The sequence below is a fragment of the Rhodospirillaceae bacterium genome, from assembly GCA_002746255.1.
GTDB lineage: Bacteria > Pseudomonadota > Alphaproteobacteria.
Genome location: NVWO01000004.1, coordinates 132329 through 140861, shown reverse-complemented (window position 1 = coordinate 140861; position 8533 = coordinate 132329). Strand labels below are relative to the sequence as shown.

6 protein-coding genes and 1 tRNA gene are annotated in these 8533 nt (G+C 55.4%); 2 read left to right on the top strand and 5 right to left on the bottom strand.

Going from position 1 to position 8533, the window contains the following annotated elements:
• On the bottom strand, positions 1 to 581 hold a 581-nt coding region (locus COA65_04395), incomplete at its 3' end, for a 3-hydroxyacyl-CoA dehydrogenase (protein ID PCJ60461.1).
• A gap of 717 nt (positions 582 to 1298) precedes the next feature.
• On the opposite strand from COA65_04395, the gene COA65_04390 reads away from it, so the two are divergent.
• A complete protein-coding gene (locus COA65_04390; protein ID PCJ60477.1) occupies positions 1299 to 2546 on the top strand; it encodes a chemotaxis protein in 1248 nt (415 codons plus the stop codon).
• A gap of 180 nt (positions 2547 to 2726) precedes the next feature.
• Here COA65_04390 and COA65_04385 read toward each other — a convergent pair whose 3' ends face one another.
• The 4 genes from COA65_04385 to COA65_04370 form a co-directional block, all read right to left on the bottom strand.
• Positions 2727 to 4643: a glycosyl transferase family 1 gene (locus COA65_04385; GenBank protein PCJ60460.1), complete on the bottom strand. Its 1917-nt coding sequence runs from the start codon at positions 4641 to 4643 to the stop codon at positions 2727 to 2729.
• A gap of 297 nt (positions 4644 to 4940) precedes the next feature.
• Positions 4941 to 5030 (bottom strand) — tRNA-Ser (locus COA65_04380).
• Between the two features lie 112 nt (positions 5031 to 5142).
• Positions 5143 to 6132, bottom strand: a complete 990-nt coding sequence (locus tag COA65_04375; GenBank protein ID PCJ60459.1) for a hypothetical protein — start codon at positions 6130 to 6132, stop codon at positions 5143 to 5145.
• Between the two features lie 464 nt (positions 6133 to 6596).
• Positions 6597 to 7523 (bottom strand): hypothetical protein, encoded by a 927-nt coding sequence (locus tag COA65_04370; protein ID PCJ60458.1) that lies wholly within the window; start codon positions 7521 to 7523, stop codon positions 6597 to 6599.
• A gap of 19 nt (positions 7524 to 7542) precedes the next feature.
• On the opposite strand from COA65_04370, the gene COA65_04365 reads away from it, so the two are divergent.
• A complete protein-coding gene (locus COA65_04365) occupies positions 7543 to 8526 on the top strand; it encodes a lytic transglycosylase (protein PCJ60457.1) in 984 nt (327 codons plus the stop codon).
• Positions 8527 to 8533: the final 7 nt, after the last annotated feature.

Genomic DNA, 8533 nt, shown 5'->3' with positions numbered 1-8533 from the left:
CAATTCGAACGCACGTTGTAGCGCGCCATATCAAGGGCAATCGACTTTGAAAGTGCGGCAATTCCCAATTTCGCGGCCGAATAATTCGCCTGGCCAAAATTACCGATGAGACCCGAGGTCGAAGTCATGTGGACGTAGCTGCCGCCTTCCTGCTTGCGAAAATGAGGCGCCGCCGCGCGGGACACCAGAAACGCCCCATTCAAATGGACATCGATGACCGCCCGCCAATCCGCTTCCGTCATCTTGTGAAAAATACCGTCTCTCAGAATCCCGGCGTTGTTGACCACGCAATCGATCCGCCCAAAGGCATCGATCGCGGTTTGCACCATCCGTTCGGCACCTGCCGCCTCCGCGACACTGTCGCTATTGGCAACCGCCTCGCCGCCACCGGCACAGATCGTTTTCACAACGTCCTCAGCAGGGGAAAGACTGCTGCCTTCGCCGGACAGACTGGCCCCGATATCGTTTACAACGACGCGCGCGCCAGATGCCCCCATAAGCAGGGCAATCTCCCGACCGATGCCGCCACCGGCCCCGGTCACCAACACAACCTTGCCCGCAAGCATGGCTTTTCCTTCCATCATTCTTCCTTCTTCATGTGAGACAGACCTTCATGTTCGCGTGGCTCGATGCTGTCAAGTCCTAGGGCGGTATTTGCAGACAATTTGCCGCCGCAACCGGCCGCCCCGGATCACGGGACGTCTCTATGCAATTTATACGATAGTGTTCTTGTAAAAATACACGCCATATTAATGGCGTATTAAGGATTAACGCGAGATAGTGACCTCATCATTCAACCATTACGTGTTTTGTGCTGCTGGAACAACGCCAGGAAGAAACACCGCCGGACCGTAATGACTGCAGAATCCAAGGGATCGCATCGAGAAGGATCAGCAACCATGAAGACGAATAGGCAAGAATTGGCGGTAGAGGAAATCGAAACACCGATAGATGAGCAAGAATCGGCGACCGTAACAAACAGCGAGCAACGATACGAAGATATCGCACAGCAGCTTGCAAATTTCCGCCAGATGATCGACACCATGCCGATCAACGTCATGACCTGCGATCCGGTCGATTTAAAGATCAACTACATCAACCAGACCAGCATCGACACTCTCAAAACCCTGGAACATCTGCTGCCGGTCAAGGCCGACGAGTTGCTTGGCCAATGCATTGATATTTTTCATAAAGACCCATCGCATCAGCGCAAGCTGCTGGGCGATCCCAAAAACCTGCCCCATCAGACGCATATCCAGATCGGCGATGAGACCCTGGACCTTCTCGTCACGGCCATCATGGACAAAGACGGCGACTACATCGGCCCCATGCTGTCCTGGAGCGTCATTACCGAGAAAGTAAAACTGGACGCGGATGCGGCACGTCTGACCCAGATGGTCGACAACATGCCGATCAACGTCATGATGTGCGATCCCAAGACGCTCGAGATCAATTACATCAACCAGACCAGCATCGATACCCTGAAAACCCTGGAACATCTGCTGCCGGTCAAGGCCGATGCCCTGCTTGGTCAATGCATCGACATCTTCCACAAAAACCCGACCCATCAGCGCAAGCTGCTCGCCGATCCCAAGAACCTGCCCCATCAGGCGCGCATCCAGATCGGCGACGAGACCCTGGATCTAAAGGTTTCCGCCATCATGGACAAAGATGGCGGCTATATCGGCCCCATGCTGTCCTGGAGCGTGATTACGAACATCGTTACCATGACAAACAATTTCGAACGGCATGTGAAGGGAGTCGTTCAAACCGTCGCGTCGGCTTCGACGGAATTGCAGGCCTCGGCCGAAGAGATGTCGTCGATTGCCAAACGCACCAGCGAGCAAAGCGCCTCGGTTTCCGCCGCCGCCGAAGAAGCGACGACGAACGTCCAGACGGTCGCTGCGGCGGCCGAAGAGCTGTCGAGTTCGATCTCGGAAATCAGCCGTCAGGTCTCAAAATCCTCGGAAGTGGCCCAGAACGCCGTCACCCAGGCGGAAGAGACGAACGTCACCGTCGAAGGCCTGGCCGAAGCGGCCCAGAAGATCGGCGACGTCGTCAGCCTGATCAACGACATCGCCGGCCAGACCAATCTGCTGGCCCTGAACGCCACCATCGAGGCGGCGCGCGCCGGCGACGCCGGTCGGGGCTTTGCGGTTGTGGCTTCCGAGGTCAAGAATCTGGCCAATCAGACGGCCAAGGCGACCGAGGAAATCGGCAATCAGATCAGCGCCATTCAGGGTGCCACCGGGGAAGCCGTCAGCGCCATCAAGGGCATCGGTTCGACCATCAAGGAGATCAACGAGATTGCGGCAAGCATCGCCTCGGCCGTCGAGGAACAGGGCGCTGCGACCTCTGAGATCAGTCGCAACGTTCAGGAGGCCGCCACCGGAACCCAGGAAGTGACCGGCACCATCTCGCAGGTGGCTGCCGCCGCCGACGAAGCCGGCCAATCCGCCGGACAGGTGCTGGAAGCTGCAAGCGAGCTGTCCCAGCAATCCGAAACCCTGGGCAAGGAAATCGCGGCCTTCATTAACAAGGAATAGGCATCAAGGAATTCGGGAGCGTCTGGAAAAATTGTCACCCGGTAGATAATAAAAAAAACCGGAAAGCCGGGTGGCAATTCCAACCTCGTTTCCACCGAAATCACCCCCCCCCAGCCGAAATTTCGGCATTCCTTCAAGGCCTCGCCCTAAAAAGCGGGGTCTTTTTTTTAAGAAAATTTTTTATGCTGTCAGATTCTGCTTCGACGTTTCGGCTTTCGTCATTTCATCCATGACCTGACTGGATTTTAGCCAGCTGGCCTCGGTGGTCAGGCGTTGCTTGTCAATTTTGGCGCGCATCTGGACAAGCGTGTTTGTGGGGATGCCTTTGTGAGGACCTTCATAGGCGCTTTGTTCAAGCAGGGCGCGATCAATTTCGGCAATCTGTTTTTCCAGACCTGCTATTTCATGCTCGGCCTTGGCGATCTTTTTGCGTAGCGTTTGGGTGCGCTCGCGAAGCTCGGCTCTACGGCGACGTTCTTCCTTGCGGTTGGCACGTGGCGCTGGCTTGTCTTCTTCGACCCCGGAATTTCGATTGCCACGACCGAGTATGAAATCGCGATAGTCATCCAGACTGCCATCGAATTCCTGAGCGGCGCCATTGTCGATCAGGATCAGCCGGTCGGCGGTCAGTTCAAGCAGATGGCGATCATGACTGATGATGATGACGGCACCGCCATACGCGTTCAGTCCTTCGACCAGCGCTTCGCGTGTATCGATGTCGAGATGGTTGGTGGGTTCGTCCAGAATAAGCATATGTGGCGCATCACGGGTGATCAGCGCGAGAGCAAGCCTGGCGCGTTCGCCGCCGGAAAGCTTATGAACTTTTAAATTCGCCTTATCGCCTGAAAAGCCAAAGCGGCCCAACTGGGCGCGAACGAAGCTTTGCTTCGCGTCCGGCAGCAGTCGCACCATGTGTTGCAGTGGGCTGTCGTCAGGTTCCAGTTCTTCAATCTGATGCTGGGCAAAATAGCCCACATGCATCTTTGCGCTCGTGGTTATCGTGCCGGACATCGCCTTTAAGGACCCGGACAGCAGGCGCGCCAGGGTTGTCTTGCCATTTCCGTTGCGGCCTAACAGCGCGATGCGGTCGTCGGGATCGATCCGAAAATTGAGGTTGGATAGTACAGGCTTGCCGGCGGTATAGCCGACCGAGGCCTCTTCAAGGGTGACGAGTGGGGGGCGCAATCCGTTCGGGCTTGGAAAGTCGAGCAGGATGGAGGCATCTTCGGCGGCGGCAGTGACCGGCGCCATGCGCGCAAGCGCCTTCAGGCGACTTTGGGCCTGGCGGGCTGTATGCGCTTTGTAACGCCAGCGATCGACATAGGCCTGCACCTTTTGGCGCTTGGCTTCCTGTTTCACACGCATGGCATCGGCCTGGGCCTGGCGTTCGCATCGTTGGCGTTCAAACGCGTCGTAAGAGCCGGAATAAAGCGTCGTCTTGCCGCCCTCAAGATGGAGGATGTGGTCCGTCACATTGTTTAGAAAATCGCGTTCATGGCTAACGACGATCACGGTGCCGCGATAGGTCTTGAGAAACGATTCCAACCAAATCACGGCTTCAAGATCGAGATGGTTTGATGGCTCATCCAGCAACAAAAGATCGGGCCGGGAGAACAGAAGGGACGCCAAAGCGACACGCATGCGCCAGCCACCGGAAAAGGACGAGAGTGGGTGATGCTGCGTCTCGTCGTCAAAGCCGAGGCCGGCCAGGATGCGCGACGCGCGTGCCGGGGCAGCATAGGCGTCCAGGGCATCAAGGCGTTCATGGATTTCGCCGATGCGGTGGGCGTCCTGTGTGCTTTCTGCTTCGACCATCAGGTGCGCGCGTTCGGTGTCGGCTGCCAGCACCGTTTCGAACGGTGTTGCCTCACCGCCCGGCATGTCCTGGGCGATATAACCAATACGGGTTCCCCGTGGTGCGTCGACGGTGCCGCCATCGGCGTGGTGGATGCCGGCGATGATCTTGAGAAGGGTCGATTTTCCGGCGCCGTTTCGACCTATGAGACCAACGCGGCTTTTCGACGGCAAGGTGGCTGAGGCGTAGTCAAGCACCACATGCCCGCCGAGGCGCATGGTGATCTGGTTGAGGGTCAGCAAGAGAATCTCGCCATGGTGATTGTTCCTGGAGAGCGCGGACTCTCTTTGTTTATGGGGGAATTTTAAAAAACGGCCCCGGTGGGAAGGAAGGGATTAACCCTAACCAGCCCTACGCACGAAAGCCCTTTGGTATACAGGCCGTCGAGGGAGCGGAACCGCAGGGAATATAGCGATGCCATTTCAGAAAACAAAGGGGTGCTTTACGCCATGGGACGCATCGTCATGATTGTGCAGTCGGGTTCCGCCTTGAAGGCGGATGGCATCCTGCCTAAGCAGGAACAGGCGCAAACAGATAACTGGCGGATGGGGTGGGATTCGAACCCACGAGACCCTTGCGGGCCTGCCGGTTTTCAAGACCGGTGCCTTCAACCACTCGGCCACCCATCCAGGGGGTAGTTTATCGACAATCTTCCCGTTTTTGCGAATTAGCGCAAAAGAAACCGGAGGGAAGTTGTTTTCCCTCCGGTTGTTTGAACAAGCCTGCGCCAGGCTATTGGCGTTACGCGGCTTTGATCATCTTTTGGTTTGCCTCGCAGACGTAGCGCATGCTGAGGCAGTCCTGGGTTTCGCCCCAGCCGGTGCGGCCGTCGCAATCCCATTTTAGAAGTGCGCTCTGAACATTGAGGCCTGGCCACGCAAACCATGCATAGGTGGAAACGGACTTGCCGACGAAGTTGAACGTTTTGCCACGTGAATCGGTCACAGACATCTCAATGCCCGTTGGCAGCAAATGCTCACGCGTCGTCCGACCGTTGCCTTTGGCGATCCCGTAAAGTTTGCCGTTTTCGACGACATAGCCATGAAGCACTGGGCCAACTTTGTCCGTGTTGATCGGATCAATGTAAGCGATGCAGTGAATGGCCAAATCCTCGCCAAAATGGGCATGAAACCAAGCCATGTTTGGAATTGCCATCTCACTGCGTGGGCCCCAGCTGTGGTCCATCGTCGTGATGCAATCGACTTTGTAAGACTTGCCCTGAATTTTGGCTTCGCCTGTGACATGGGCCGATTGATCAAAATGCCCGGCATAGGCACCTTTTCCCCAGCTGTCGCTCGATTCCTTCTGCATGTTTTCAGCAGTAATCGGGTCCTGCTTGGGGTCATGAATGTCATAAGGCTCACTAAGGCCTTTGTAGTAAATGTGGTATTCCGTGTCGTCATAGCCGACATAGTCCACTTGATAATCCATCGGCGCGTTGACGGCTTTAATGGAAAGACCGCCTGCAAGCCCAAGGGTATAATCTTCCAGCTTGTCCTGGATTGGCAGGTGGACATGCTTGTCATAATAAAGCGCGGTCGTCGGGCTTGGGTTTGAACCCTGATACGCAAAGACATCGGCAAGCACGACGCCAAGATTGGGGCGCGTCAGGACATAGGCGGCCATCTGAATGCCGGCTTCTTCGATATGGAAGGGGAAGTAGTTTGTTTCTGCCCACTCAGGGTCGTCGCTGGTGGGTTTATGAAATTTCATATCTTCTGCGGTGATCATGGGTTTCTTTCTCTATGGGTGAGACACTCATTTAAACAGCGGCAAAAGTGCATAAAGACTTCGGGCCACCGATTGCGGACGCCTAATTCCAAGCGAAATATAACCGCTTATTTTAGAGGTTACACGTACTTCCAGAACGGACTTCATATTTCCTCTCGATTTTACACAGGAAGCGAAATCCTGCCAAGGGAATCTACGCGGCTGAATTTTCAGGGATTCCGGCGGTTTTCCTATCCGTATGGGTTAGGCCAATATGTCTTATGGGTAGCCCATTTTCGCATGCATCACCGGCAAGGGTTTGTCAGGGGGTTGCGCTTGATGTGTGTAAAATTTATTTTTTAAAATCAGGTGATTACAGATTAATTTTTAAGATGTTAAATCCACTGCTTTTCTTCCGCCGCCTGGCCAATGCTGCATTGGCTGGGGATGATTTTCTAACCAACCTTCCCAAGGCAGGGGTCGGTTCACCAGGGGCTTTTCTTTGTTAGCGGTTCCTGTGCGCTTTCCAGGCCTTTGGTCCATTGACGGGCCTGCTTCTTCGCTTTCACAATCTGTGCAAGTGACAGACGTTTTTCTATTTTTAGCCGTTCCATATCGGCTTCCTTGTGGCCTTTTTTTGCGGCAAGGTCGAACCACATATAAGCGTCAATGAGCGTGTTTTTCTTCTGGCGCGTGGTTGCAAGGATTTTTCCCAGGCGATAGCGCGCCACATTGGCCACTTTGGCAAAGGCGACCCGCCTGGCAGCGCGTTCGTACCAATAGATAGCTTTTTCAAGATTTGCCGGTAGACCCAGGCCTTCCTCGTTGAGCACACCCATCCGCAATTCGGCGCGCGCGTCGCCCTGATCCGCAGAAAGACGGTAGAGGTGGGCCGATTTATTCGGATCGCGTGTGATGCCTTCACCCGTCGCGTGGAAATCGGCTATACGGCGTTGTGCCCCCGCATGTCCCTGATCGGCGGCTTGCACGTACCAGAAAAAGGCCTCCTCAAAAAATGTTTCGCGGCCTTTTGCCGCAGGCATCGCGCGTTGTTGTTTGACGCGTTTATAGAGGCGTTCGGCCCATCGAAACTGGGCACCCGGATCGCCCTGTTCAGCGGCTTCGTGGCGAAGCGCCACCATTTTTTCGGGCGTCAGTGCTCTGGGGAGGAAGATCGTCCCTAATTTAAAGAAATGCGTGCCTTCCTCGCCATAGGCTGGCGCCATCGGCAAAGCCATCGCCAAAAGGACAGAAAGGGCGGAAATGGCTTGCAAGGTGAGGCGGCGTTTCATCCTTTTCCTCCAATCAGTTCTCAAATCTATCCTGATTCTGGGCATGTGCCACCGTAAAGCTTGCCAGAATTTGCGGTGGCCTGTGTTCCTGTGGCACAAACATCCGGCCAGTGGATCCATTTAAGCGTGTGACATTGTAATGTTCGGTAACATTCGTTTCGGAATTTTTGCCGCAGTTTTTCTATTTCTTGCGAGCAGCTTTGCATCAAAACCGGCTCTTTCGGAGGATTTCGACGTTTGGCTTGTTGCCCTTCGGGCAGAGGCAGCCGACAAGGGGATCCGGCCCGAAACCCTGAACGCGGCCCTTGATGGCGTTACCCTGCTTGAACGTGTGATTGAGCTTGACCGCAGCCAGCCGGAATTCACGCTCACCTTTCAGGACTATCTGGCACGGGTCGTTCCGTCTTCCCGAATCGAGCGGGGCCGCAAGAAGTTACGGGAAAATCGCGATCTTTTGCAGGCCGTTTCCAAACGTTACGGCGTGCAGCCACAGTTTCTGGTGGCGTTGTGGGGAATCGAGACGGATTTTGGCAGGCTTACCGGCGGTTTTTCCGTCGTGCAAGCGTTGGTTACACTGGCCTTCGATGGCCGGCGAAGCGCCTATTTTCGTAAAGAGCTTTTTGCTGCGCTTCAGATTTTGAACGAAGGGCATATTGCGCCGGATGCGATGACAGGTTCCTGGGCCGGGGCCATGGGGCAGAGCCAGTTCATGCCGACGAGCTTTCTGAACTTTGCCGTGGACTATGATGCGGACGGCCGCCGCAACATCTGGACGTCACGCGCCGACGTGTTTGCTTCGGCCGCAAACTATCTTGCAAAATCCGGGTGGAACGGGAAAGAAACCTGGGGCCGCCATGTGCGTCTGCCGGAAGGGTTCGACCCGGCCCAGGTCGGACTAAAAGTCAAAAAGCCAATTTCGGAATGGCAACGGCTGGGCGTTCGCCGGGCGGATGGGGCGGACCTTCCAAAGGCGGAAATTTCCGGCTCAATCATTCTGGGCGAAGGTGACAAAGGGCCAGCCTATCTGGTTTATGGCAATTACCGGGCGATTCTTGCCTGGAATCGCTCCACCTATTTTGCGGTAGCGGTCGGCACCCTTGCTGACCAAATAGCTAGCCACTAGAATACCA